Source organism: Streptomyces sp. NPDC048295 (assembly GCF_040652135.1).
Classification (GTDB): domain Bacteria; phylum Actinomycetota; class Actinomycetes; order Streptomycetales; family Streptomycetaceae; genus Streptomyces.
Window position 1 is genome coordinate 177,185 of record NZ_JBEZLL010000003.1, and the last position, 25,205, is coordinate 202,389.

General features: G+C 69.1%; 25 protein-coding genes. 14 read left to right on the forward strand and 11 right to left on the reverse strand.

Translation table 11 applies throughout. From position 1 onward, the window contains the following. The first annotated feature begins 86 nt into the window (after positions 1-86). Positions 87-779: a demethylmenaquinone methyltransferase gene (locus AB0D53_RS05345; RefSeq protein WP_362440422.1), complete on the forward strand. Its 693-nt coding sequence runs from the start codon at positions 87-89 to the stop codon at positions 777-779. An 18-nt stretch (positions 780-797) separates the two neighbouring features. On the opposite strand, the gene AB0D53_RS05350 is transcribed toward AB0D53_RS05345, so the two are convergent. Further along, on the reverse strand, positions 798-1,322 hold the full coding sequence (locus tag AB0D53_RS05350; protein WP_362440425.1) for a GNAT family N-acetyltransferase: 525 nt from the start codon (positions 1,320-1,322) through the stop codon (positions 798-800). A gap of 97 nt (positions 1,323-1,419) precedes the next feature. Between AB0D53_RS05350 and AB0D53_RS05355 the strand changes: the two genes are divergently transcribed. From AB0D53_RS05355 to AB0D53_RS05365, 3 genes are all read left to right on the forward strand, one after another. Beyond that, on the forward strand, positions 1,420-2,706 hold the full coding sequence (locus tag AB0D53_RS05355; RefSeq protein ID WP_362440428.1) for a geranylgeranyl reductase family protein: 1,287 nt from the start codon (positions 1,420-1,422) through the stop codon (positions 2,704-2,706). Positions 2,707-3,045: 339 nt separating this feature from the next. Continuing rightward, positions 3,046-4,227 carry an aromatic ring-hydroxylating dioxygenase subunit alpha gene (locus AB0D53_RS05360; RefSeq protein ID WP_362440431.1) on the forward strand — a complete coding sequence of 394 codons (1,182 nt, stop codon included), beginning with the start codon at positions 3,046-3,048 and terminating at the stop codon, positions 4,225-4,227. Next, positions 4,224-4,658 (forward strand): PaaI family thioesterase, encoded by a 435-nt coding sequence (locus tag AB0D53_RS05365; protein ID WP_362440436.1) that lies wholly within the window; start codon positions 4,224-4,226, stop codon positions 4,656-4,658. Before AB0D53_RS05360 ends, AB0D53_RS05365 begins: the two co-directional genes overlap by 4 nt. 212 nt (positions 4,659-4,870) lie before the next feature. Here AB0D53_RS05365 and AB0D53_RS05370 read toward each other — a convergent pair whose 3' ends face one another. After that, on the reverse strand, positions 4,871-6,388 hold the full coding sequence (locus AB0D53_RS05370; protein ID WP_362440439.1) for an AMP-binding protein: 1,518 nt from the start codon (positions 6,386-6,388) through the stop codon (positions 4,871-4,873). A gap of 312 nt (positions 6,389-6,700) precedes the next feature. On the opposite strand from AB0D53_RS05370, the gene AB0D53_RS05375 reads away from it, so the two are divergent. From AB0D53_RS05375 to AB0D53_RS05385, 3 genes are read left to right on the forward strand one after another with little or no spacing between them, the layout of a single operon-like run. After that, the gene (locus tag AB0D53_RS05375; protein ID WP_362440442.1) at positions 6,701-7,201 is read left to right on the forward strand and encodes an amino acid ABC transporter permease; all 501 of its coding nucleotides are present in this window, start codon (positions 6,701-6,703) and stop codon (positions 7,199-7,201) included. Between the two features lie 3 nt (positions 7,202-7,204). Further along, positions 7,205-9,145 carry an alpha/beta hydrolase gene (locus AB0D53_RS05380; protein WP_362440445.1) on the forward strand — a complete coding sequence of 647 codons (1,941 nt, stop codon included), beginning with the start codon at positions 7,205-7,207 and terminating at the stop codon, positions 9,143-9,145. Between the two features lie 14 nt (positions 9,146-9,159). Beyond that, positions 9,160-9,699 carry a hypothetical protein gene (locus tag AB0D53_RS05385; RefSeq protein ID WP_362440448.1) on the forward strand — a complete coding sequence of 180 codons (540 nt, stop codon included), beginning with the start codon at positions 9,160-9,162 and terminating at the stop codon, positions 9,697-9,699. 116 nt (positions 9,700-9,815) lie between these two features. On the opposite strand, the gene AB0D53_RS05390 is transcribed toward AB0D53_RS05385, so the two are convergent. Further along, entirely contained in the window at positions 9,816-11,474 is a 1,659-nt protein-coding gene (locus AB0D53_RS05390; RefSeq protein WP_362440451.1) for a penicillin-binding transpeptidase domain-containing protein, read from the reverse strand. A gap of 115 nt (positions 11,475-11,589) precedes the next feature. Between AB0D53_RS05390 and AB0D53_RS05395 the strand changes: the two genes are divergently transcribed. Next, positions 11,590-12,519, forward strand: coding sequence for a LysR family transcriptional regulator (locus AB0D53_RS05395; protein ID WP_362440454.1), 930 nt, complete (start codon positions 11,590-11,592; stop codon positions 12,517-12,519). A 14-nt stretch (positions 12,520-12,533) separates the two neighbouring features. Beyond that, positions 12,534-13,406 carry a serine hydrolase gene (locus AB0D53_RS05400; protein ID WP_362441013.1) on the forward strand — a complete coding sequence of 291 codons (873 nt, stop codon included), beginning with the start codon at positions 12,534-12,536 and terminating at the stop codon, positions 13,404-13,406. A gap of 49 nt (positions 13,407-13,455) precedes the next feature. Here AB0D53_RS05400 and AB0D53_RS05405 read toward each other — a convergent pair whose 3' ends face one another. From AB0D53_RS05405 to AB0D53_RS05415, 3 genes are all read right to left on the reverse strand, one after another. Beyond that, positions 13,456-14,607: an abortive phage infection protein gene (locus AB0D53_RS05405; RefSeq protein WP_362440457.1), complete on the reverse strand. Its 1,152-nt coding sequence runs from the start codon at positions 14,605-14,607 to the stop codon at positions 13,456-13,458. 129 nt (positions 14,608-14,736) lie between these two features. Then, positions 14,737-15,264: a GNAT family protein gene (locus tag AB0D53_RS05410; protein ID WP_362440460.1), complete on the reverse strand. Its 528-nt coding sequence runs from the start codon at positions 15,262-15,264 to the stop codon at positions 14,737-14,739. A gap of 212 nt (positions 15,265-15,476) precedes the next feature. Further along, positions 15,477-16,706: an MraY family glycosyltransferase gene (locus AB0D53_RS05415; RefSeq protein WP_362440463.1), complete on the reverse strand. Its 1,230-nt coding sequence runs from the start codon at positions 16,704-16,706 to the stop codon at positions 15,477-15,479. Between the two features lie 150 nt (positions 16,707-16,856). On the opposite strand from AB0D53_RS05415, the gene AB0D53_RS05420 reads away from it, so the two are divergent. Then, positions 16,857-17,153 (forward strand): hypothetical protein, encoded by a 297-nt coding sequence (locus AB0D53_RS05420; protein ID WP_362440466.1) that lies wholly within the window; start codon positions 16,857-16,859, stop codon positions 17,151-17,153. Positions 17,154-17,253: 100 nt separating this feature from the next. On the opposite strand, the gene AB0D53_RS05425 is transcribed toward AB0D53_RS05420, so the two are convergent. Further along, positions 17,254-17,454 (reverse strand): DUF397 domain-containing protein, encoded by a 201-nt coding sequence (locus AB0D53_RS05425; protein WP_362440469.1) that lies wholly within the window; start codon positions 17,452-17,454, stop codon positions 17,254-17,256. A 10-nt stretch (positions 17,455-17,464) separates the two neighbouring features. Next, positions 17,465-18,313 (reverse strand): helix-turn-helix transcriptional regulator, encoded by an 849-nt coding sequence (locus AB0D53_RS05430; protein WP_362440472.1) that lies wholly within the window; start codon positions 18,311-18,313, stop codon positions 17,465-17,467. A gap of 258 nt (positions 18,314-18,571) precedes the next feature. Here AB0D53_RS05430 and AB0D53_RS05435 point away from each other — a divergent pair, with 258 nt between their 5' ends. From AB0D53_RS05435 to AB0D53_RS05445, 3 genes are all read left to right on the forward strand, one after another. Continuing rightward, a complete protein-coding gene (locus AB0D53_RS05435; RefSeq protein WP_362440475.1) occupies positions 18,572-19,036 on the forward strand; it encodes an ATP-binding protein in 465 nt (154 codons plus the stop codon). A gap of 132 nt (positions 19,037-19,168) precedes the next feature. After that, entirely contained in the window at positions 19,169-19,558 is a 390-nt protein-coding gene (locus tag AB0D53_RS05440) for a hypothetical protein (RefSeq protein ID WP_362440478.1), read from the forward strand. After that, the gene (locus tag AB0D53_RS05445) at positions 19,555-20,145 is read left to right on the forward strand and encodes a TetR family transcriptional regulator (RefSeq protein WP_362440481.1); all 591 of its coding nucleotides are present in this window, start codon (positions 19,555-19,557) and stop codon (positions 20,143-20,145) included. Before AB0D53_RS05440 ends, AB0D53_RS05445 begins: the two co-directional genes overlap by 4 nt. Before the next feature lie 66 nt (positions 20,146-20,211). Here the strand turns inward: AB0D53_RS05445 and AB0D53_RS05450 are convergent, their stop codons facing one another. From AB0D53_RS05450 to AB0D53_RS05460, 3 genes are all read right to left on the reverse strand, one after another. Then, positions 20,212-21,570, reverse strand: coding sequence for an acyltransferase family protein (locus AB0D53_RS05450; protein WP_362440484.1), 1,359 nt, complete (start codon positions 21,568-21,570; stop codon positions 20,212-20,214). 181 nt (positions 21,571-21,751) lie between these two features. Beyond that, on the reverse strand, positions 21,752-22,975 hold the full coding sequence (locus AB0D53_RS05455; RefSeq protein ID WP_362440487.1) for an MFS transporter: 1,224 nt from the start codon (positions 22,973-22,975) through the stop codon (positions 21,752-21,754). Positions 22,976-23,206: 231 nt separating this feature from the next. Then, a complete protein-coding gene (locus tag AB0D53_RS05460) occupies positions 23,207-24,034 on the reverse strand; it encodes a C40 family peptidase (RefSeq protein ID WP_362440490.1) in 828 nt (275 codons plus the stop codon). A gap of 807 nt (positions 24,035-24,841) precedes the next feature. Here AB0D53_RS05460 and AB0D53_RS05465 point away from each other — a divergent pair. Continuing rightward, a complete protein-coding gene (locus tag AB0D53_RS05465; protein WP_003992243.1) occupies positions 24,842-25,201 on the forward strand; it encodes an NADH-quinone oxidoreductase subunit A in 360 nt (119 codons plus the stop codon). Positions 25,202-25,205 lie beyond the last annotated feature (4 nt).

Sequence of the window (25,205 nt, forward strand, 5' to 3'; positions counted from 1 at the left end):
TCGGGGGAACCGATCGGTTCAGTCCACCCGGGTCACGACTTGCGACCGGCGCGGAGCGGCGCGGACCGGGCTGCTTGAATGGACGGGTGACCCGAGCCTCCCTGGAAAAGCAGCCGCACGAAGTAGCCACGATGTTCGACGACGTGGCGGCGAACTACGACCTCACCAACGACGTGCTGTCACTCGGCCAGGCCCGGCTGTGGCGCAAGGAGGTCGCGAAGGCGGTGCACGCCAGGCCCGCGGAGAAGATCCTCGACCTGGCCGCGGGCACCGCGACGTCGTCGCTGCCGTTCGCCGCGACGGGCGCGTACGTCGTGCCGTGCGACTTCTCCCTCGGCATGCTCCGGGAGGGCAAGAAGCGCCACTCCTGGCTGCCCTTCACCGCGGGCGACGCCACCAGGCTGCCGTTCCGCGACGAGACCTTCGACGCGGTGACGATCTCCTTCGGGCTGCGCAACGTCCAGGACACGGACGCGGCGCTGCGCGAGCTGCACCGGGTGACCAAGCCGGGCGGCCGGGTGGTGATCTGCGAGTTCTCGCAGCCGACCTGGGCACCGTTCCGCACCGTCTACACCGAGTACCTGATGCGGGCGCTGCCGCCGACCGCGCGCGCGGTGTCGTCCAACCCCGACGCGTACGTCTACCTCGCCGAGTCCATCCGCGCCTGGCCCGACCAGCCCGGACTCGCGGCCGCGCTCCAGCGGGCCGGCTGGTCGAAGGTCGCCTGGCGCAACCTCACCGGCGGCGTGGTGGCGCTGCACCGGGGCGTGCGCCCCTGAGGGCGACGCCCCGCGCGGTCACGGCGTCAGGGCCAGCCGGTAACAGACCGCCTCCCGGCCCGTCCCCGGCGTCGTGAAGCTCTCGGCCCGCTCCATCCCCAGCCGCCGGGCCACGGCCACCGACCGTTCGTTCCCCGCGTCGATTGCCGCCACCACCCGCTCCACCCCGGCCGCGCGCAGCCGCTCCAGCGTGAGGCGCGCGGCGGTGGTGGCGTAACCCCGACCCCAGGCGGTCCGGGCCAGCCGCCAGCCGATCTCGATCTCGCCGACCGGCCCGTACTCGGTCCGCGGCCACGGCTGGGCGCCGGTGAAGCCGGCCACCTCGCCGTCCTCGCCCAGCACCGTCCACAGGCAGTAGCCGAGTTCGGCGTCGAACCTGCGCTGCCGGGCGGTCCACTCCTCGTACAGCGAGAGCTCCTCCGGCGCACCGCCGAAGAACTCCATCACCTCGGGGTCGTCGAAGGCGCGGTGCCAGGAGAGCGCGTCCTCGTCGGTCGGGACGCGCAGCTGTACGGAGGGAGCGCCGGGAAGCACGGTCGACATCTGGGAGCCCTTCGGAAAGTTGATCAGCCAACCCCCCTAGACTGCATGGGACAGGTGCCGCGCGGCACGCGATTTCGAGTCTTCGGGAGATCCGACCGTGACCGAGCAGCCCCTCTCCGAACACAGCGCGGATGTGATCGTCGTCGGGGCAGGCCCGGCCGGCTCCACGACCGCGTACTACCTCGCCAAGGCCGGACTGGACGTTCTGCTCCTGGAGAAGACGGCCTTCCCCCGCGAGAAGGTCTGCGGCGACGGTCTCACCCCGCGCGCCACCAAGCAGCTCGTCTCCATGGGCATCGACATCTCCGAAGAGGCCGGCTGGCTGCGGAACAAGGGCCTGCGCATCATCGGCGGCGGCGTCCGCCTCCAGCTGGACTGGCCCGATCTCGCCTCGTACCCGGACTACGGACTGGTCCGCAAGCGCGACGACTTCGACGAGCAGCTGGCCCGCCAGGCGCAGAAGGCGGGCGCGCGGCTCTACGAGCGCTGCAACGTCGGTGCCCCGATCGTCGACGACCGCACCGGCCGCATCACCGGCGTCAACGCGAAGCTCGGCGAGGAGAAGACCCCGGTCACCTTCCACGCCCCGCTCGTCGTCGCCGCCGACGGCAATTCCACCCGGCTGTCCCTCGCCATGGGCCTGCACCGCCGCGAGGACCGCCCGATGGGCGTCGCCGTGCGTACGTACTTCACCTCGCCCCGCCACGACGACGACTACCTGGAGTCCTGGCTGGAGCTGTGGGACCGGCGCGGCCCCCAGGACCGGCTGCTGCCCGGCTACGGCTGGATCTTCGGCATGGGCGACGGCACGTCCAACGTCGGCCTCGGCATCCTCAACTCCTCCTCCGCGTTCAAGGAGCTGGACTGGCGCGAGGTCCTCAAGGCGTGGTGCGCATCGATGCCGGAGGACTGGGGCTACACCCCGGAGAACATGACGATGCCGATCCGCGGCGCCGCCCTCCCGATGGCCTTCAACCGCCAGCCGCACTACACCAAGGGTCTCCTGCTCGTCGGTGACGCGGGCGGCATGGTCAACCCGTTCAACGGCGAAGGCATCGCGTACGCCATGGAGTCGGGCCAGATCGCCGCGGACGTCATCGTCCAGGCCCACGCCCGCGCGACCCCGGCCCAGCGCGAACTGGCCCTGAACAACTACCCGAAGGTGCTCAAGGAGACCTACGGCGGCTACTACACGATGGGCCGCGCCTTCGTGAAGCTGATCGGCAACCCCAAGGTCATGAAGGTCGCCACCCAGCGCGGTCTGACGCACCCCTTGCTGATGAAGTTCACCCTGAAGATGCTCGCCAACCTGACCGACCCCACGGGCGGCGACGCGATGGACCGCATCATCAACGGCCTGTCCAAGGTGGCTCCGAAGGCCTGACGGGCCCGATCCTCGCAAGCAGGCCGGCTCCCGCACCGCCGGCCGTGGCACAGGTGTGCCCAGGGACTGTCCCGCGCCCGGGCGCGTCCGGGCGCGTCCGGGCGCGCCCGCCGGCACCGTCACGCAGTGCGCCGTGCCGGGGGCCGGTCGGTGGCCGGCCGGTGGCCGCCATCCGCAACTTCTGTGTCCGGGCGCTCAGTTGTGCGCCGAACCGCCCGCCCGCCCCCGTGCCGGAGGATCGTTGCCTGGCTCCTGCATCGTCCGTACCATGAATTGAACGAGGGTTCATGGCTTGATCTGGACGTGGGGGGACAGATGCAACACGGGGAACAGGTAGACATGCTCAAGCGCCTTCTCGCGCTGCGCGAGACGCGCCGCGACGAGAAGATGCTCGACGAGGTCGTCACGCTTCCGGTGACCAAGTACACGGACGAGGGGCTCCTGGAGCAGGAGATCGCCTCGGCCTTCTCCCGGTACCCGCTGATCGCGGGTCACGCGTCGGCGCTCGCCGAACCCGGGGCCTATCTGACCAGCGACTGGGACCAGTTCCCGTACTTCGTCGTGAGGGGCGAGGACGGCCGGGTCCGCGCCTTCTACAACCAGTGCCGCCATCGCGGCGCCCGGATCGCCGAGGCGCCCGCCGGCACGGTGAAGAACTTCGTCTGCCCCTTCCACGGCTGGGTCTACGGGCTCGACGGCGCCCTGAAGGGCATCACCCGGGCGCACGACTTCCCCGGCGTGAACCCGTGCGACTACGGACTGGTGGAACTGCCGGCCACGGAGGCGGGCGGCCTGATCTGGGTTGCCCGGACCCCCGGGGCCTCGCTCGACATCCCCGGCTTCCTCGGGACGTTCTACGACGACCTCGTGAACTTCGACGTGGCCTCGCTGATCCAGTACAAGAAGACGAAGGTCGTCAAGGAAGCCAACTGGAAGCTGCTGATCAAGACGTACCTGGAGGGTTACCACGTCCCCTACCTCCACCGGGAGACGCTCGCGGCCGCCTTCAAGAGGGGCGTGATCGCCCACGACAGCGACGGGCCGCACATCCGGCTGTCCGCGGCGCGCACCAACGTAGGCGAGACCACCCTCAAGCCGGAGGAGGAGTGGCGCATCCTCGACTACGCCTCGGTGTACTACACGCTCTTCCCCAACACCTTCTTCATCCTGCATCCCGACTACGTGTCCATCAACACGTTCTGGCCGCTGAGCCCCGACCGGACGATCTGGACCCACGAGATGCTCTACCGGGCCGAGGACTTCGCCGGTTCCGCCGGGCAGAGCGCCCTGGAGAAGCGGTTCCGGTTCACCAACGACACCGTGTTCGACCAGGAGGACTTCGCCATCGCCGAGGACGTGCAACGCCACCTCGTGCACGGCGGCAGCGACCACCACGTCCTGGGGCTCGCCGAGGGTCTGCTCGCGATGTTCCAGAGCAACATAGACGAGCGGCTCACCGGTCCGGGCGAGGCCGCCGATACTCCGGTCACCACCCGCGCGACGACAGGACGGCACTCATGACCACGGACATCAGCGATTTCGCGCACGGCATCTTCAAGGCACAGCCCTTCAGCATGTTCCTGGGCGCCGAACTCACCTCGGTGGGGCCCGGTTCGGCCGAGATCCGCATTTCCAACCGGCCGGAGATCCAGCAGCAGCACGGCTTCGTGCACGGAGGTGTCCTCAGCTATCTGGCGGACAACGCGCTGACCTTCGCGGGAGGACTCGCCCTCGGGGGCGATGCGCTCACCGCCGAATACAAGATCAACTACATCAAGCCGGCGGTCGGCGACGTCGTCGTCGCCCGCGCGCAGGCCACGGCCACCACCCGGCGGCAGGCCGTGTGCCAGTGCTCCATCTACGTCACGTCCTCGGAGGGGGCCGAGCGCCTGATCGCCGTGGCGCAAGGGACGATCGTGACGGCGGGCGAACGCGCGGCGCAGGAGAACTGACGGCGGGCGAGCGCGCGGCGCAGGAGGACTGACGGCGGACGGCCGCCCACCGACGCCCACGGCCGCCCACCCGTGCGGTCCTTCGGCGCTTACCGCCGTCTCTCCGGCCCCCCGGCGGGAGAGACGGCGTCTCCCCGGCCCCCGGCGAGAAGACACCCGTCCTCGCGTCAGGGGCCGCCCTGTTCACCCGTGTGGGGTGCTGCGCGGTGCGGTCAGTGCGCACTCGGTAGGGCCTGCTCGCGCAGGACGTGTTTCATCACCTTGCCGGAGGGCGTGCGGGGGAGGGACGGCAGCACCACCAGTTCCCGCGGGATCTTGTACTTGGCCAGCGTCGGGGCGAGGAACCGGCGCAACTCATCGAGGGTCACCGCCGCGTTCGCCTCGACGACGGCCACGACGGTCTCTCCCCATTCCTCGTGCGGCCGGCCGATGACGGCGCAGTCCTGGACCGCCGGATGCTGGCGCAGCGCCTCCTCCACCTCGGGGGAGAAGACGTTCTCGCCACCGGTGATGACGACATCCTTGAGCCGGTCGACGATGAACAGGTAACCGTCCTCGTCGACGCGTGCCAGATCCCCGGACTTGTACCAGTCGCCGTCGAACGCGCGCTCCGTCGCCGCCGGGTCGTCGAGGTAGCCGATCATCCGCGTGCCCGAGCGCAGCCACAGCTCCCCGGTCTCGCCGGCGCGGGCGTCGGAACCGTCGGACCCGACCACACGGATGTCCACGCCGGGCATTCCCCCCGCGCCGATCGACCCGGCCTTGGTGACCTGCTCCTCGGGGTAGAGAGCGGAACCGACGGGGCCCATTTCGGTCATCCCGTACACCTGGTAGAAGCGGTCGGATCCGTAGGCGTCCTGGAGCATCCGTACGGTCCGCGCTCCCAGCGGCGCACCGCCGTAGGCCCACAGCCGCATGCTCGACAGATCGAAGCCGGACAGGTCACGTCCCGCCGCTTCCAGTGTCTTCAGCGGGGCGAGGTAGGCGATGGGGGCGCCGAAGAAGGCCGTGGCCCGATGCTTCTGGACGGCTTCGAGGAAGGCGACGGGCTGGTACTCCTTGAGCAGGACCACGGTGCCGCCCAGGTAGATCATCGACAGGAACCAGTTGTTCAGCGGCGCCGCGTGCCAGATCGGCATCGCGATGAGGAACCGGTCGTCGCGGCGCAGACCCGTGGCCGCGGTGGTGTAGGCGGGCACGCTGGACAGACCGCGGTGCGAGTGGAGGCACCCCTTGGGCGCACTGGTCGTCCCGGAGGTGTACAGCACCTGTGCGACGGCGTCGGGCCCGACGCCCACGCCGTCCCACTCCTGCGCCTGTGCGACGCCCAGGTCGAATTCGCCACCGCCGGCATCACCCGAGGTGAGAGCGGTGACGCCGGGCGCACCTTCGTGCATGCGCGCGGCCAGCTCCTCCGCCACGACCGCCACACGCACCTTCGCGTGCCCGATGACGTACGCCACCTCGTGCGCGGTGAGCTTGTGATTGATGGGCACCAGGGCCGCACCGGCCCGCCAGATGCCGAACGCAGCCACGGCGAAGGCGGGAGTGTTGTACATCATCACGCCCACGCGGTCGCCCGGCCGCACACCGCGCTCCCGCAGTACGGCAGCCGCACGCTTCGAGGCCGAGAGCAGCTCGGCGTAGGTCATCGAGCCCAGGTCGGAGACCACGGCGGGCTTCGCGGCAGAGGCGCGAGCCGACTTCTCCAGCATCCACGTCAGGTTCACTGCAGGACTCTCCACATCCCGTCGCGGCCGTGGCGCGACGAAGCGCGGTCCTGCCGCGACTCCTGGGTGGCGCTCCAACCGGCCCAGCAAGGATTGAATCATTGTTCAATATTCTGCGGAAGCCTCAACAGCCCCTGGTACGAAGGTGAATGAGCGCGGCCCCGTCGCCCGGACGACACCCGTCAGCGGCGGCCCGCATCCGTGGCGGGTAGGTACGGATACTCAGGGTCCGCCTGAGTGACCGTACGGACGTGACACTGCGCACACGTTCTGTAACGTCTGGAGCGACAATCTCCGGCGAGCACGGCAGGCATGGCCGGAGAACTCACCCGGGCGGTGGCCCGGGTCACGGGGGAGGGCGTGTGCATGGCGTGGGACGAGTGGGAACAGGTCAAGGCGCAGGTGGCCGAGCGGCACACCGTTCAGTTACAGCTCAACGGCCTTCCGGGGGAGGGCGGCCACGCCGAACCGTCCGGTGGCGGGGGCGGTGGCGGAACGCTCAGGCACAAGGGCGGCCCGTGGACGAAGGCGGCCGGGACGGCGGACGATCTCCAGACCGGCACGATCACCGCAAAGGTGGACCTGCGCAGGGCCCACGACGGCACCGTCGGCGGTCTGACCGGGCTGTCCAGCCTCGCAGCACTCAAGTCCGTGCTCACCTCGTGGGACGAACGCCTCGGCCGTGTCCGTGAGGAGTGCGGCTCTCTGGAGCCGAAGCTGCGGCAGGTTGCTGTGGACCTCGCCGAAGTGGACGCCGAGGTGGGGGAGAGAGCGAAGGCGGTCGTGGTACCGGGCACGCGGAGGGGCGAGTAGACCATGACCACAGAACTCGGTCTGACATGGCAGCGGTTCCGCGACCTCAGGCTCTCGGAGCTGACCGATGCCGCCGACGGCTGGCGTGCGGCCTCCGCGTTCGCCGACGCTGCTCGTGAACGCGTCGACGGCGACATGAGCGGCAAGCTCGCCAAGACCCAGGACAGCGAGTCCGCCCGGTCAGCCGTGAAACGACTGAAGCGGCTGAGCGAGAACTACCACTACATCCACACCGAGACCGGTCTCGTCCGAGGCACCCTCGACGGTCTCGCCAGTGAACTCGGCCCCCCGCAGCGCCGGTTGCGCGCGGCTCTTGAGGACGCTGCCTCGCTCGGATACACCGTCCACGAGAACGGCAGCATCGACTACCCCGCCGGCGGCAGGAACGAACTGACCGGCGACGCGATCCCCGGCGGCTCCGTGGTGGGCGACAACGGCCTCATCGGTGCCGGGAACCCGGGTCTGTACCGCGATGCCGACGGCATGCTGGACCCCGCACCGGGCCCGGGTGCTCCCGAGCTGAAGAGCCCCAATCCGCACCGCGCCAAGGCCCAGGACGTCGCCGACCGCGTCGCCCACGCCATGCGGGAAGCGCACGAGATCGATGCGCGCTACAGCTCGGCACTCGGCAAGCTGAGGGCGGCCCCGGGCCTCACGGTCGACACCAAGACGTGGGCGGACGTGGGCTCGGATGTGGATGCGGTGAGCGAGGCCGCCCACAACTACCTGGAGAAGCACCTTCCGCTCGACAAGTCGCCCGCCGAACGCAAGGAGTGGTGGGACCACCTCGGTCAGGAGCAGCGCGAGGAGTACCTGTCCGCGTTTCCGGGGGTGATCGGGAACTTGGACGGGATTCCGGCACTGGTGCGCGATGAGGCGAACCGCGAGAATCTTCAGCTGCTCATCGGGCAACTCGGCGTGAAGCACGATGACGCTTCCCGGGACATGCTGGGTGGTCTGAAGGGGATCCAGGAGAAGCTGGAGAGAGGCAGCGAGCCGCCGATGTACTTGCTGGGCATCGGAGACAAGGGAAACGGTCGCGCGATCATCGCTTATGGCAACCCCGACACCGCCGACAACGTTTCGGCATATGTTCCTGGGCTCGACACCAAGCTGGATGCGAAATTCGCTGACGGAACGGTGAATCGGGCGTTGCAGACGGCCATCGGTGCGCAAGAAGCCGACTTGTCCAGCAGAACCTCTTCGATCGTATGGCTCGGATACGATGCGCCGCAGGTGACACCGAGTGACCTGGCCAGCGGTAGAAGCGTGATGTTCACGAACGATGCCGAGGCGGGAGCCCCTGACTACAACGCGTTCATGGCGGGAATCTCTGCAACGCACGAGGGCAGCGCCCCGCATGTCACCGCGATTGGACATTCCTACGGCTCCCTCACGGTCGGGCTCGCAGCTCAGGAGAAAGGTGGCATCCCCGGCGCGGACGACATCATCCTGGTCGGAAGCCCCGGCACTGGCGCGGACAACGCTCAGGACCTCAACGTGGGTAAGGGGCACGTGTTCGTGGGTGCAGCCGACAACGACATCGTCACCAAACTCCCAAACCATCAGGAAGCATCTGGCATGGCCTCCGGGGCGGTCGGCGGAGGGTCGACCGGATTTGTTTTGGGAGCCGGCATGGCCGGCCCGCCGGGAGCGGTTATCGGCGGTGGTGCCGGAGCCATCGTCGGAGGGATCGCCGGCTACAGGGCCCAGGACGCACAATCCGACCCCAATGAACGTTGGTTCGGCACCGACCCCGCAAGCGAGAATTTCGGAGCAACGCGGTTTGCGGTGAAGGATGGGGAAACCATCTTGGAAGACCACGGAAAGATGTCAGCGCATTCGAATTACTTCAATCCGAGGAAAGATCAGATCTCGGCCGACAATATTGCCAATATTGTGGTTGGTAATTCCGACAGGATCACCTTGGAGGCGCCTCGATGAGGATTTCTGGAGCTATGGCGCTGATGGCTGGAGCGCTGCTCCTGGCCGGATGTGGCACATCGGGCGAATCGGCCGGGCGGGAGGTAAAGATGAACATGCAGGAGGCGGCATTGCGAGCGGATGAAATCCTCGACGGGACATTCGCTGCCATCAAGCCGGCGGTGCACTGGACGCATGGGGAGTCGACCGAAGGTGGCTGTGATGTGCAAAGGCGGCGGGCGGTCATGACGATCATCTCGGAGGAGCGTCGAGGGAGCTTCCTGGGGGTGATCGAGCGCTACTGGGATAGTAAGGGATACGAGCAGCTTGCAGTGAATAAATCGAAGAGTCCGGCTATATACTACAGGACTCCTGATGGATTCAATGTTCGCGTTCTTGTCGGCGGTAACGGGCAAGCCTTTTTTGAAGTCGCGACGCCTTGTGTGGATGCTTCCGAGGTGTCTCCGCCGAAGGCGCAGACGGTTGGCCCGAACTATGCCGGAAAGAGGATTCCTTTTCCCGATATCAGGTCGGATTTCTGGTCTGTGAAGAGTTCTCCTTCTCACCATGCGTGACCTTTCGGGGCAGGGTGCCGACATTGTTGATGCCAGCCAACCCGACCGATCTTCACGGGGGCGACGCGGCGGATCGCGTAATCGACGGTCTCTCGAAGGGGCCCCCGAGCCCAACATCACGACGGATCGTCAGGGACGGCGGACAGGAGGCTGTGCAGGATCGGGCCTGCCGAGCCGCCGCCCGTGACGCCCTGTTCGACGACGCATGCCATAGCCACATTGCCGCGCCGGGCGACGAGCCAGCCGTTGTTGGGCTCGCTCTCGGAGACCTCCGCGGTGCCGGTCTTCGCGCCGATGGCACCGGGCAGATCGGCGAGCGCATGCGCCGTCCCGTCGGTGACGGTGGCCCGCATCATCGTGCGCAGCTGGGTCACCACGGACGACGGGAGCGGCTTCGTCGAGGTGCTGTCCTCGGCTCCGGGGAGGATGGTCGGCTGATGGAACCGGCCGGACGCCGCGGTCGCCGTGACGGATGCCATGATCAGCGGGTTCGCCTGGATCCGGCCCTGCCCGATCATCGAAGCGGCCTTCTCCGTCTCGTCCTTGGGTACCGGAACCGAGCCGTCGAACGACGGGATCCCCACGTGCCACTCCTGCCCGACTCCGAAGTACTCCCGGGCCACGTCGCCGAGTTCGGCGTCACCGAGCTTGCCCCGCAGACTGATGAAGGCCGTGTTGCAGGACTTCGTGAAGTCCTGCCGGAAGGTGGCGCCCGGGAACTCGGACGTCTCCACGTTGTGGAACTCCTTGCCGACGGTGAGGTACTTGGGGCAGTCCACGACATCGTCGGGCGCGACGGCGTTCTTGAGCAGCAGTGCGCTGCTCGTCACGATCTTCCAGGTGGAGCCGGGCGCGTACGTACCGGAGACCGCCCGGTTGAAACCGGTGGCGGGGGAGTTGGCCATCGCGAGGATCTCGCCGTTGTCGACCCTCAGGGCGACGAGCGAGGCGTTCTTGCCGTCGGACGTGCCGGCCAGGGCCTTGTCGGCCGCTGCCTGCCAGGTGGCGTCGAGCGTCGTGGTCACGGGTCCGTCGGACGGCTGCCCGTCCTTCTTCCCGAACGCGGTCTCCGTGCCCTCGACCTCGCCGGTGACCCGGTCGACGAGCCGGATCGCCCCGCGTGGCCCGGAGCCGCCCCCGGCGAACCGGCTCAGCACCGGCTGCAGGGACGGATGGGCGTCGCCCGTCAGGGACTTCCCGTTCCGGTCGGTGACCTCCGGTTCAGGAGTGTCCTCCCGCTCCAGGCGGAACTTGGCGGTGTCACTGAGATGTGGATGGACGAGCGACAGGGACCAGTCGACCTTCCAGGCCCCGTTCTTCTGTTCCCTGACGGGGAGCCGGGACCGGTAGGTCCAGGTGCCCAGCCCCTTGACGGGCATCTTCGCCGTGAAGGCGACCCGGACCGTGCCGTCGTCCTCCTTCGTGGCGCGCGCCGGGGTGAGCTCCGGCCCGCTGATGTCGAGACCCGAGGTGAAGTTGCTCAGCACCTCCTGAGCCTTCGCGGGACTCGTGGTGCGGGAACCCGCGCTGTCGAGCCGGCCGCCCGCCCAGTCCGCGAGGAACGCCCGGGCCTGAGCGGTCGCCGCGGGAGCGGGGGTGCTGTCGTGCTCGTCCCGCTCGAAGGGGCCGAGTCCGGCCGCGTACACGCCGCCCGCGGCGACGGCGATCACGACGGTCACGGCGATGCCCGCCCGGAGGCCGGGGCGACGGTTGCGGTGGCGGTGGGGGGCGGTGTGCCCGAAGTCCGCGTCGGGAGATGAGGAAGGGCGTGTCATGCCGTGAGGAGAGCAATCGGCTCAGGCATCTGTCCAAGTCCAATATCGGTGATTCATCAATCAAAATTGCATATGATTGCTGCTCGTGGACCTGATCAGGCACCTGGAGTGCTTTGTGGCTGTTGCAGAAGAGTCACACTTCGGACGTGCCGCGGCCCGCCTCGGAATGGCCCAGCCGCCCCTGTCGCAGCGCATCCAGCGGCTGGAGCGGGAGCTGGAGGTGCGGCTCTTCGACCGGTCCAGCCGCCAGGTGGCCATCACCAAGGCGGGCCTGCTGCTCCTGCCCGAGGCGCGCGAGCTGCTCGCCCGGTCCGAGTCACTGCGGGCGGCCGCGCGCCGGATCAGGGACGGGGAGAGCGGACTGCTGCGGGCCGGGCTGCCGCCCGACATCGCCGGTGACACCGTCGCCGCGCTCCTCACGGGCTTCCAGGACCGGCGCTCCGGCGTGGAACTGGAGCTGCACGAACTGTCCACCACGGACCAGCTCACTCGCTTCGCCGCACACGAACTCGACGTCGGCCTCATCCACCACCCCTGCGACGTGACCGGCCTCGAACTCGGCCCGGTGCTCCGGCGCGATCTCGGCGTGCTGCTGCCGCGCGACGCCGAGGCGGCCGCACTCGCCGAGGTGCCGCTCTCCGCGCTCGCCGGATCCGACCTGATCCTCTTTCCACGGGCCGGCGCCCCCGTGCTCTACGACGACCTGCTCACCACCTGCGCCCGCGGCGGCTACACACCGCCCGCGGTCCGGCACGGCCAGGGCGCCAGCTTTGTGCGCGGCCTCGTGCTCTCCGTCGGCGCCGTCGCCTTCGGCCCGCGCGACGCACACGCCGCCGAACCCGACGCCGACCTGGTGTGGCGCCCGCTCGCGGGCGCCCCGCTGGCCTGGCGGCACTCCGTCGCCTGGCCGCGCGGGCACGGCGACACCGCCGTACGAGCCTTCGCCGACGCGGCCACGCACGCGCTGCGCACCACCGCCGACGCCCGACCCGACACCCCCACCCGCCCGATGCATCTGCGCCCGGCAGCGGAGTACTGGCTGTGACCCGAACCGTGAACGTGCCCGACGCCCCCGACCGTATCCGTGCAGCCTTCGCCGACGCCGGAGTCACCGGGCGGCTGCACGCCCTCGACATCGATTCCGGTGCCCGGCTCGGCGTCGACGCCGACCACCTCGTCTGCACGGCGAGTGTCCACAAACTGTGCCTGCTGGTCGCACTGCACGATCTCGCCGCGGCCGGCGACCTCGACCTCACGGAGCAGGTCGAATGCCCGCCGGGCGGTCGTACCCCGGGGCCCACCGGGCTCGCCGCGATGCTGGACGCCACCAGGCTGTCGCTGCGCGATCTCGCGTACCTGATGATGGCCGTCAGCGACAATGCCGCGGCGGATCTGCTCCTGGCCCGGGTCGGTCTCGACGCGGTCAACCGCGCGACCGCTCGCCTCGGCCTCGACGCGACGCGGGCCGTGCACACCTTCGGCGCCATGCTCGCCTCGGTCAAGGAGGACGCGGGACCCGCCGGTGCCCGGGCGCTGGCCGACCCGCACGTCGTCGCGCGGCTGCGCGCCCTCGACCCGGCCCGCTCCAACCACAGCACCCCGCGCGACATGACCCGGCTGCTGCGTGCCGTCTGGCGCGACGAGGCGTGTACGCCCGAACACGGGGCAGCCATCCGGCGGGTGATGGGTCTCCAGGTGTGGCCGCACCGCCTGGCCTCCGGCTTCCCGTTCGACGACGTGCACGTCGCGGGGAAGACCGGATCGCTGCCGACGCTGCGCAACGAGGTGGGCGTCGTCGAGTACCCCGACGGCGGCCGTTACGCCGTCGCCGTCTTCACCCGCACCGCCCACACCGCGGCCACGCTCCCCGCCGCCGACGCCGTCATCGGCACGGCCGCCCGCATCGCCGTGGATGCGCTGCGCAGCCGATAGCGCGACGGGCCGGCCGCCACCTCCCGCGTGCCGCTCCGGACGACGCGCGTCAGCGGCGCCCCGCTCGTCCGTAGCACCGTGCCAGGGCGTGGAAGGCCTGCTTCGGCTCCCAGTGCCAGTCGGACTCCGGGTCCTCGAACCGGTCCTTGACCGGCTTCACCACGGCGTAGCTCGCCATGTCCAGGTCGTAGCGCGGGACGGGTGAGTGCGGGGCGTCGGCGGTGACGAACTCGAAGGCCATCGCGGCGTACAGGCCCATCTCCTCGAAGACGCCGAGGAGTTCGGTGAGATAGGCGGCCTGGGTCCGTTCACTGCGTACCAAGCCGCCTTTGATCTCCGGCGGTTGCTTGGTGTGGTCGACCGTTTCCCACCCCATGCCGCCCTGCTCGGGCGCGCCCGCGTACGTGCACGTGCCGAACTCCGTGATCGCCAGCGGCTTGCCCCAGCGCAGGTACGAGCGCAGCTCGCGCGCGTAGTCCGCGCGGTCGGGGAAGTACGAGTAGTAGTCGATCCCCACGATGTCGAAGAGGTTCCAGTCGACCTCGTCGTCCTGCGCGGCCGCGTACGAGAGCTTGCCGCCGAAGACCGACCGCCCGACCGCGGCGGCCCGCGCCGTGAACGCGGACAGGCGGCGCATCATCCGCTCCGGGTCGACGTTGCCCTCCAGCAGGTTGCGGATCCGCTCCTGCGCGTTGTCGCCGGGCACGATTCCCGGTACGAACAGCCAGAACTCGCACCCCACGCTCAGGTCGGCCCGCGCCCCCTGACGGCGCAGCCGCTCCAGGTGCCGGCCGGTCTCCGCGAGATGGCCGAGGATCTCCGAAGCGGGACGGTCGCCCAGGGTCGGCTGGAGCCAGATGTGCAGGCCGAGTTCGGCGGCCTCGGACGCGGTGGCGTCGAGACGGTCGACGCCGTCGCCCGTCACCTCGATCGACGTGGCGTGCAGGTCGTTCCTGATGGCGCGGAGATCCTTGCGCATACGGGCGGTGCTCCACGCGGTGCCGGGGGTCTCGCCCGCGCCGACGGTGTAGCAGACCCCTCGGTGTTTCAGTCCGCTGCTGCCCGGGCGGTCGGCCGTGGCGGCCGCCGAGGCCGACGGCCCGGTCAGGAGCGATCCGGCTGCCGCCGCGGCCCCGACCGCCCCGGCCCCGGCCAGGAACCCCGCCCGGCTGATGCCCCTGCTGCGCTCGTCGCGATGCACTCTGACTCCCCGATGGGTCGGCGGTTCGTGTGTTGCCGCCAGTCTGTGGAGCGGGGGCGGGGGAGGGCGTCCGCCGAAAGTCTTCGGGTGCGCGACCAAGGGATGAACCCGGCGTCCGTAACGGCTGCTTCAGTCGCCGAGGATCCGCTCCCACAGCAGCCCGTCCCGCCAGCTTCCATCGAGAAGGATCGAGGAGTGCGCGACGCCGTACGGGCTGAACCCGTTGCGGCGCAGTACCCGCTGCGACGGCAGATTCTCCAGGCTGGTGGACGCCTCGGCGCGGTGCAACCCGAGTTCCTCCGTCATCACCCGGAGCACAAGGGCGACGGCGTGGCCGGCGTGCCCCTGATTCTGGACGGCGCCGGCGATCCAGTATCCGACGGAGCCGCGGCGCAGGTGCGGCTGCGAAAGGATGCCTCCGACGGTGACCTGCCCGATCACCTGGTCGTCGGCGAGCACCACGCCCGGCCAGACCGTGCCGGCCCGGTATCCGGCCAGCAGGCTGTCGATTCGCTCCGCCTGGCCCTCCGGGGTGAAGAACGCGGCGGGCTGGGCCGGTTCCCACGGCCGGAAGGCCTCGAAGTCCCGCACCCGATGCGCGGCTATCGGGGCGGCGTCGGTGGGCTCGATCAGGCGGATCACGGTGCTGTTGCGCATGGGCTGATCCTCGTCGCGGTGCGTCGGATGAAACGGTCAGCCTATGCGGGCCGCGAGAGCCGCCACCGTGTCCGACGGCCCGGCCCGCGTGACGCCGGATACCGCAGGCGCTGCCGACGCGGCCCCGCAGCGCAATCCGCCCCGGGGCCCGGTCCTGCCCCGATCCGCCGGACAGGCCCCGGGCCGTACCCTCGGCGGCCGGAGCACCGCGCTCACCCGGACGGAACCCGGTGCTCCTCCTCGGCTCCGGCGCGCATCCCGCCGGAGGCGACCACGCGGCCCCTGGACCGGCGCCGCAACAGCCGTCGGGTGAGGCCGGACGCGTAACGGGGCTGGAGCAGCAGGAACAGGCCCACCGCGCAGACGGACGCGACCCCGAAGAGCATCCAGGACTTGGCGCCCCGCGCCGAGTAGGCCACGATCCCGAACGAGAACAGCGCCGACCAGAAGTACATGAGCAGCACGGCCCGGCGGTGCGAGTGGCCGAGCTGGAGCAGACGGTGGTGGAGGTGGCCCTTGTCTGCGGCGAAGGGGGACATCCCGTTCCAGGTACGCCTGATGACGGCGAGCACCAGGTCCGCGACGGGCAGCGCGATGACGGACAGCGGCAGCATCAGCGGAATGTAGACGGGCACCATCGCGGCCGACCCGGACGTGCCGTCCACCGACTGCTTGAGGAGGCTCGGGTCGACCTCACCCGTCACCGAGACCGCGCATCCGGCGATGAGCAGGCCGAGCAGCATCGAGCCCGAGTCGCCCATGAAGATCCGTGCCGGGTGGGAGTTGTGGACCAGGAAGCCCAGGCACATGCCCGCCAGGATCGCGGAGATCAGCGTGGTGGACGCGGCGGCCTCGATGCCGTAGCCGTACCAGAGCCGGTACGCGTACAGGAAGAACGCCGACGCCGCGATGCCCACCGTGCCCGCCGCCAGGCCGTCGAGCCCGTCGACGAAGTTGACCGCGTTGATGGACACGACGATCAGTCCCACGGTCAGCAGGGTGCCCTGCCAGTCGGAGAGGTAGATCCCGTCGGTGCCCGGCACCGGGAGCCAGAGAATCGTCAGTCCCTGGAAGACCATCACTCCGGCGGCCAGCACCTGGCCGCCGAGCTTGACCAGCGCGTCCACGCCCCATTTGTCGTCGAGTACGCCGAGCAGACAGATCAGTGCCGCGCCGGACAGCAGCGCCCGTGGCGTCGAGCTCTGGGTGAAGATGTCTTCCAGGTGCGGCAGGTGGGAGGCGACCAGCAGCCCGGCCAGCAGCCCACCGAACATGGCCATGCCGCCCAGACGTGGAGTGGGCTCGCGGTGCACGTCGCGTGCCCGGACCTCGGGGACCACCCCGATGGAGATCGCGAACTTCCTTACGGGGCCGGTCAGGAGGTGGGTCACGGCCGCCGTGATGAACAGCATGAGCAAGTAGTCCCGCACGGGCGGCCTCACATTCCGGCCCAGCGGGCCGATACCTGAGCCCGATCGATGCCCTCGCTGCGCCCCGGCGAGCCTAACTCATACGTAGTTCTGTGCGATGGGGAGCGGGGTGGGACGGTGCCGGGTGAGGGCGTCGAGCGATACGTACGTCAGTGGGCGGACGTGCCATTCGATGTGCCGGCCGCCGCGCAGCATGAGCGTGAACCCGCAGGGTTCGCCGCGACGGAGCGCCCCCAGGGCCTGCACCCGGCCGCCCTGGTCCGCCCGGTGGTGGGCGCGGATCAGTTCGCGCGGCGTGAGACCGAGGAGATGGTTCGCCCGGAGCCGGACGCGGATGGCACGGACGGCCTCCTGCGGTGTGGCGAGGATGCGGAGGTCGATCGGCTCGGGGACGAAGCCGGTGGCGGGGCCGTGGCGGAGGGCTTCGAACCGGTAGCCGTGCTCGACGACCGGCCGTAAGGCGGCGAGGGGGGTGCGCAGCGGTGTGACGTCCCTGTGTTGCGCCTGGTGTGCAAAACGCCCCCCGGTGTTCGAACCGGAGGGCGCTTGCGGGCGGTGCTCACATCAGGTGGTCGAACTCCCCGGCTTTCACGCCGAGCACGAACGCGCGCAGCTTGGCGACGCTCGTGGTGACGACGATGTCGGGGTCATCGCTCTCGCGCATCTTGATCGAGCCGTCGACGGGTGCCAGCTCGATGCAGCTCTGATTGTCGCCTGCCCCGGAGAAGGAAGACTTCTGCCAGTTGATTGCGTCGGTCATGCGGGTGGACTCACATTTCCTGTGCGATGCGTTGAATGAATTGTGCGGACTCCTCCGTGTCGAGAGAGACGGACTCGATGGAGTCGAGGAGGGCTCGGTATCGCGCCAACTGGGCCTCGGCGTCCAGGAAGCCTGCGTCGAAGGCGCTGTCCAGCTGGACGGTGTCCAGTGCCGGGATGCTGGCACCGGCGTACAGCGTCGAGTCTACTGAACCGGTGATCTGCCTGGCGAACGGGATGATGCGGATCGTCACGGACGGCCAGGTGGAAACCTCGTGCAGGAAGGCGAGTTGCGCCCGCATGGTCTCTGGGTCGCAGTACCGCATGCGCAATGCGGCCTCGTGGATGAACGCCTCGAACGGGGTTGGCCTGGGGCGGTCGAAGATGTCGCGCCGTCTGGTGCGGTGTTCGACGCGGGCGCTCAGCTCATCAGCGGGAAGGTCGGTGATTCCGCTCCGGATGATGGCTCGTGCATACGACTCCGTCTGAAACACGCCAGGGATGTTGAGCGTCTGGATGGCGCGAATGTAGGACGCCTTGTGCTCAAGCTCCGCCAGGTCCAGGAATCCGGGCGAGAGTATTCCGCGGTAGTCGTCCCACCATCCCTTGGTGCGTTCCTCGGCCATCTCGGCCAGGGCGTCGACCAGGTGCTTGTCGGTGGCTGAGTAGTGAGCTGCGAGCCGGCGTACCCGTTCGCTGCTCACTCCGTACCGGCCGGACTCGATGTGGCTGATCTGGGCCCGCTCGCCGCCCAGGTATGCGGCCGCTTCACTCCCGGACATCCCCGCACGCTCGCGCAGCTTGCGAAGTTCCGCACCCAGCCGCCTCTGTCTGGCGGTCGGATAGCTCCTCGGTGGCATGGGCCCTCCCCTTCGTGCGGGTACGAGTGTGCCGCCCAACCGTGCTGCTGGTCCACTCGTATGGGTGCTACGGCCGTCCCATTGTTGCGCCGTCCCATTGTTGTGCCCTAACGTCCGGTTGTGTCGAGCCCAGGGCTGATCAGGCCCGAAGTGCAGCCGACCGTAAGCGAGTTGAGCGCTTATGGAGCTCGGTCAATGCCACGGACCACGCCCACCGCACGACGCCCCGGAGACCGCCGCACGCAGGGAGACCGCGCCATGCCGCCCGTAACCGCTCCTCCAGCACCCGTCCCCTACCTCCCCCAGCGCGGCGAGCGATACCGGCTTGTCGCGCCAAACGCACCCACCGCCCCCAGGATCGTGCGCGACTTCGTGGCGACGGTGCTGTGGGCCTCCGGGCACCCGGGCCTCGTCGACGACGCCCGGCTCTGCGTGAGCGAGGTCGTCTCCAACGCGTACTGCCACACCGCCTCGCCACAGGTGCGGGTGGAGGTCACCGTCAACCACCGACAGGTGACGGTGTACGTGACGGACGACGAACCCGGCCGCCTCCCCGTACCGCAGCCCGCGCGCACTCCCTCGCCGGAGGACGGCGCGGACGAGAACGGCCGGGGGCTTCTGCTCGTGGACGCTCTCGCCGCCCGGTGGGGGACCACCGCGTACGGGGACCGCTCGCCGCACTCGAAGACCGTGTGGTTCACCCTCGCCGCAGCCGGACGCTGAGGCGCCCGGCGTACGTACCGGAGCAGCGGGACCCGTGAGCGGCGCTCACCTCTCCATTTGATTTGGACGACCGTCCAGGTCTATCGTCCAAACAGAAGGCCGATTGCTGCACAACACGTATCGGAGAGCGTGATGAACCAATCCTTGTTGGGGACCGTGATCGCGGCACTCCTGGTCTGGGAGGCGCTTCTGCTGATTCCCATGGTCCCGGGGAAGCTGATCGACACGAGGGACTTCTCCCCGCTTCCCCGGTGGCAGTTCAACAGCTTCAACGTCTATCTGACCTCTCTCGGGCTCGCCGGCTTCGTGGTGGCCGGGTTCGCCATGGCCGGGGAACACTGGGCCTTCGTGGCGGCGCTGGTGCTGAGCATCGGCTACATCGCGGTGTTCGCGGCCGACCTCGGTGCGGTCTTCCCGGTCGTGCCCGACCCCCTGCCGGTGCAGTTGCTCGTCCTCGAAGCGATCGCACTGGCCTCGGCCGGCGTGATCGCCGTGGTCGCGATCCAGGGAGTACGGCTGTGAGCAACGGGTCCACGAATCCCTCGCGCGGGACGGACACGCGCGAGAAGATCATCGAAGCCGCCGCCTCCCTCATCCCCGAGCTCGGCTGGGGCGGTGTGAGCAGCCGGCGGGTGGCGGAGCGCGCGGGCGTGAACACCGGGGTGATCCACTACCACGTGGGGAGCATCGGCGAACTCCGGCGCATCGCCGCCGTGCGGAAGATCCGGACGTTCTTCCTCGACCGGATCGACGATGCCCTCTCGCAGGCGGATCCGGCCGTGGCCGTGGAAACCATGCTCCGCGCGCTGTCCGCCAACGACCCGCGTGACCCGGAACTGCTGCTGTTGTACGAGTCCCTCGTCGCCGCGAGCCGGGACGACGAGCTGCGCGCCGAAATCGCCGCCCTGCTGGCCGAGCTGCGGCAGCGGCTGTGCGACTGGTTCGGGGCCCGAGGGGTCGCGCGTCCGCTCACCGTCGCGGTGACCCTGACGGCGGCGATCGACGGCTACCTGCTCCAGCGGTCGCTCGACCCGTCCGTCGAGCCAGGTCCCCTCATCGACGGCCTGGTCGGCCTGGTCCGGCTGCAGCTCGCAGTCGACGGGGCATGAGGTGCAGAAATGCGGGGACCGCGCGGTGGGCCCCCCACCGCGCGGTCCCCGCTCCGGGAGCGGCGCTCATCCGCTGCCCTGCCCGGCGAGGACCCGGGCACCCTCTTGGCGGCCGGCCGACTGAACGGGCACAGTGCGAGCGCCTTGCGCGACAGCGGTCCTCGGGGCGTTCCTCTCCCGTACGACGAGCAGTCCCGCCAGCACCAGCGTTACCCAGAGCACTGGACCGATCGGATTTCCGGGGGAAATGAATCCCTGCGCGGCAAGTCCGAGGAGGCCACCGGCGGAAAGAACCGCCGCGAGAACGACCTTGCCGAGGCCCATTTCCGATGCCGCGGAACGGCGACGGAATTCGAACCGGCCGAACATCCTGGTGAAGCACACCAGGAACAGCCCCGAAACGCCGACCCACAGCGGTGCCACCGCGAACCACATCGGGCTGCCGGGCGTCGGTGTCGAAAAGCCGAGTCCGACAATTGCGATTCCCGCCGTCATCACGAGCGCGGGCATGTGCCAGAGATACAGCGTCATGAAGCGGGTTCCGCACCACTGAAGTACGGCGGTGGCCATGGGGCGTTCGGCGAATCGCGTTATCACCGGCCTGAGCGTCAGCCAGAGTCCGAGCTGGCCGATGGTCAGCGACAGCATCAGCGCGGTCGGAGGGCTCATGTTGGAGACCGGGGCCCCGGGCATTCCGATCATGGACGCCGGATAGGGCCCGAAGAACACAGCGGCCGCGGTGAGTCCGAAGCCGACCGCGGACAGCCCCGCCGATGCCCATCCGCTCCGCATGCGCAGGCCGCCGTCGGCGTAGTGGAAGCCGAGCTGGTGGGCCGCCAGCCAGACGAACAGGGCGTTCACGAAACCGATCGCGGAGCCGACCTCGAAGCGCAGCACATCGACGACCAGGGCGCAGACGGCGAGCACACCGATCACACGCCAGCCGTACCGGCGGTACAACGTGAACATCACCGGCGTGAGCGCGACCACGAGCACATAGACGGCGAGGAACCAGAGCAGCTGCCCGGCTATTTTGCCCGCCATCAGCACCGGCTGCTCAGGCACCCCCGCACCGATCAACGCGTGGGGCAGCAGCAGCCATACGGCTGCCAGGGGTATGACCGGCACCAGGAGACGCGCAATTCTGCTCCGGAGCCAGGTGTTCACCGATTTCACCGACCGGAACGAGAAGAAATTGGCGGCGCCACCGGCGAAGAACACCATGGGCATGACCTGCGTCAGCCAGGTGACAATCCACCAGCCGGGACTCGCGAGCGCATTGCCGGTGCTCAAATGCCCATTCTCATAGGCCAGTACGGGCATGAGCCAGTGCTGGGAAATAACGGCCAGCACGCATAGCGCTCTGATGACGTCTATGAATGGATCGCGACCGCGACCGGGCGAATGAGCCTGCGTCTGCTGCATGTAATCATCGTGCAGTCAGCAGACGATTCGGGCAGTAAAGCGGTCCCCCGAATTCATTGGGGTGCCAGCACCGCGCGCCATGGTGGGGCTCTCCCCACCATGGCCGCGATCGTGCTCGGTCCGCAGTGCGCGGAGGGCGCTTGTGGGGCGGACTCGGATCAGGTGGCCGAACTCCCGGCTTTCAGGTGCGCTGCCCCCGGACGCATCGGGGCCCCGGGCCCGTCCCCGTCACCACGACCACCGCGAGAGCAGCGACCGCGCCGCCGAGCAGCATGACCGCGGACACGGACACATGGTCGAGTACGGCTCCGCCCGCCAGGGCGCCGAGGGCGAAGGTCGCCTGGAAGGACGCGGTGAACAGGACGGACGCCGCTTCGGGCGCTTCGGGCGCGGCCCTGGCGAACCAGGTCTGCGAGCAGACCGGCACCGCACCGTACGCGACTCCCCACACAGCCAGCAGCGCGACGGCTCCGGCGTCCCACCTGCCCAGGACCGGGAGCAGCGCGGTCGCGGCGGCGATCAGGCCCGCGGCGAGGCAGACCGCGGCGCGCGGGCGGCGCGTCACGAGTGCGCCGCCGGCGAAGTTGCCGACGATCCCGGCGGCGCCGTAGACCAGCAGGAACACCGTGATCAGCGCCGGACCGGCGTGCGTGACCCGTTCCAGGAAGGGGGTGACGTAGGTGTACGTCGCGAAATGGGACAGAACTATGAGGAAGGTGAGAACCAGGGCGAACCGGGTGCCGGGTCGGTCGAGCACGGTGCGCAGCAGGCTCGCGCGGGTGACCCGGGCCGGCGGCAGGGGTGGAACCACCAGCAGCATCAGGGCCAGTACGCCCACGCTCAGCACCCCCATGACCACGAACGCCGTCCGCCAGCCGGCCAGGCCGCCGATGAACGTACCGGTGGGGACACCGAGTACGGAGCCCAGCGGGACGGCCGAGAAGATCACCGCTGTCGCCCGGCCGGCCGACGCCGGTCGGACCAGCCGGCCGGCCAGTCCTGCCCCGATGGACCAGAAGCCGCCGATCGTTATGCCGACCATCACCCGGGCGACCAGGACGAGGCGGTAGTCGGTCGCGGCGGCGGTGAGGAAGTCGGCCAGGGTCAGCAGGAGCATGAACGCGCAGAGCATCACGCGCCGGTCGACACGCGCCGTCGCCACGGTGACCAAGGGGGCGGAGACCGCCGCGAGGAGTCCGGGCATGGTCATCATCAGCCCCGCCGTGCCGTCCGAGACGGCGAAGTCGGAACCGATCGATGTGAGCAGGCCGATGGGCAGGATCTCGGCGGTGACGATCGAGAAGATCCCCAGCATCACGGAGACGACGGCGAGCCGGCCGCGCAAGGGGGTGCAGGGAGGGAGGGCGATGCGTTCGGAGGGGGTGGTGGCCGCGCTGGTGGTCATGGCGGGAGCCGTCCTGTGCTCGGTGACGCGAGGGCTGTTCGCCCCAGTTCACAAGCGACGGTGGACGGTGTCCGGCAGGTTCGCGACGTCAACGCTGCCGGCCGGGGGTGGTGTCGCTTTTCCGCCGCGGGGCCGGAGATTTCTCGCCAGGACCGGAAACGGCGAAGGGCCGTCGCTCCCGAGCGGGGAGAGCGACGGCCCTTCATCGCGCGCCGCGACGGCGCTTGTGAATCAGAGAACGCGGACCGCGCCCGACGGCGGGTCGTAGGACAGCGGGCGCTGCACCACACCGGTGCTGGAGTTCTGCGCACCGACGAACTGGCCGTTGCCCACGTAGATCCCGACGTGGTACGCGCTGCCCGCACCGCCCCAGTACAGGATGTCGCCCGGCTGGAGGTTGCTCAGGGAGACCTGGGTGCCGGCGGTGGACTGGGCCTGGGAGACGCGCGGCAGGTCGACGTTGACCGAACGGAACGCGGCCTGGACGAGGCCGGAGCAGTCCCACGAGTTGGGGCCGGTGCCGCCGGAGACGTACGCGTCGCCGACCTGGGCCTGCGCGAAGGCGATGACGGCCGCTGCGGAGCCGGTGGCGCTCGACGAGGAGGACGAGGCGGACACGGCCGTGCCGGCGGTGGAGCCGGAGGTCGCGCTGAGCGTCGTACGGGCGGTGGAGCGGGAGGCGCGCTCGGCGGCCTCCGCCTTGGCCTTGGCTGCGGCCTCCGCCTTCTTCTTGGCCTCTGCCTTGCGGACCGCCTCGGCCTTGGCCTTCTTGGCGGTCTTGGCCGCGGTGGCGGCTGCGGCGTCCTCCTGGGCCTGCGTCTGCAGGTCCTCGGCGACCTGCTGCGTGGCCTGGGCGGACGCGGCGACGGCGGTGGAGAGCCCGGAGGTGATGGTGGGCATCTCGATGGTCTGGGTCACCGGCTCGGCCTGGGCCGGACCGGCGGCGCCTGCGACCGCGATGGTGCTGAGGACGCCACCGGCAACTCCGGCCCGCAGCGCCGTCTTCGAGGCGTTTCGGCGGGGCTTCCGGTGGCTGGGTATGTGAGCGGTGTGGGACATGAGTACTAGCGCTATCAGGGCCCCGGGGCTCCCATCAAGAAACGTGTGTTGCGACACAGTTACGTACGGAACCTGTGAATCCGCTTTCTGTCGGCCCTTATTGACGCCGTAACGCGCAAAACGGGCATGCCCGATCACCGCTGTGATCACGGTCTTTCGGCAATACGTCCGAATTGCCCGCCACTTACCATCCGTTCACACCGATGGCCAAGCCCGCTTTTGTTGAAGCCTTGATGGAGTGACGCAGGTCACAGCGCGATCATCGCGCGGGGGTCGGGAATGCGCCATGCGCCCAAGGCGGTGCCGGGTGGGGGGAGATGTCCCGTTCAGTCGGTTGATCGCAAATGTTCGCGTGTGTCCACTTCGCTCCCCGCAGCCCCTCTCCCGGGTGAGGTTCGAGTGGCCCCGGGTGGGGGTGGGGTGAGCGGTGGGCAGTCGATCGGGGTCGAAAGCGGAAGATCCTTTATCACCCCGGGATGTCCATCGCCAATTTGCTTGGTATGGCCATCTCTTGATAGGGCAACAGCCGTTTGACCAGCGGTAACGGCATCAGATGTCACGTCTCGTGATCACTCGGCCGCTTCGCGTGTGAAGATCACCGCTCATCCGACTTCATGATCCTTCGTCAGGTGGTGGAGATCACAAAGGCGTTGTCGTACCCCGTGTCGCAGATCACAGGACGGCGGGCATAGGATGCGGGGCAGTCGGGCTTGTGAACTGCCTCACATGTGCACGATCTTGGTGGGGTGGTGAGCCGGTCGCCCGATGCGGTCCAACGGTCAAGGACGACTGGAAGGAGCGAGGAGCGTGAATGCCTACGCGCCCATCCTCGTGCTCGGCGCCCTCGGGGCAGGGTTTGCGATCTTCTCCGTGGTCATGGCCACGCTTATCGGCCCCAAGCGGTACAACCGGGCAAAGCTCGAAGCGTACGAGTGCGGTATCGAACCCACACCCACTCCGGCCGGAGGCGGCCGCTTTCCCATCAAGTACTACCTGACGGCGATGCTCTTCATCGTCTTCGACATCGAGATCGTCTTCCTCTATCCCTGGGCGGTCACCTTCGACGCCCTGGGGATCTTCGGGCTCGTGGAGATGCTGCTCTTCGTGCTCACCGTCTTCGTCGCCTACGCCTATGTGTGGCGTCGCGGCGGCCTGGAATGGGACTGAGGGG